This is a genomic window from Vibrio sp. YT-19(2023), from assembly GCF_033337395.1.
Map to the genome: position 1 here is coordinate 1 of NZ_JAWOQN010000991.1, position 547 is coordinate 547.

Annotated in this window: 1 pseudogene; it reads right to left on the reverse strand. The window is 48.3% G+C overall.

The annotated features are described in order from the left end of the window. A pseudogene (locus R7E78_RS29615) lies at positions 1 to 530 on the reverse strand (hypothetical protein); the annotation flags it as partial. Positions 531 to 547 lie beyond the last annotated feature (17 nt).

Genomic DNA, 547 nt, shown 5'->3' on the forward strand with positions numbered 1-547 from the left:
ACTCTGCCAATGCCATCCTGCGGATATACTGCATCCGTCATCTCATAACGACGGTACTCCACCGTACCCAGCTTCACTTTTTCGTGTGTCACGCCGCTCATTTGCTCTTCGTGATCCAACGTTTTCCAAAGCGCCTCTGGATTCTCGATTGGCAGTTTGTAAACTGGCACCATACCGAGCGTGTAAAGCACTGGGTTGATCTCATCGCCTGTACCTAAGTACGCTTTCAAAGTTTCTGGCGACGCAGCACTTTTTAAGTATCCGTCAAACAGATCGATCGCAAACTGCTCTTTTGGTGACAGCTGCTCACCAACAAACATATCAGACATGGTCATTTGATTGGCAGAGCCAAACGCGTTCACATATTCGTAGTGTTTGAAAGGTTCTGTTTGGAAAGTAACTACGAGCGAATCGGCTGGGATTTGCGCCAATAGTGAGCTTGAACCGCTCTGAGGAAGGTTATTTTGGTACAGGTACCCAACGGCCCCCGCTGCTGCGACCACTGCTGTAGCCAATAATAGTTTTTTCACGACCAACTCCGTTGTTA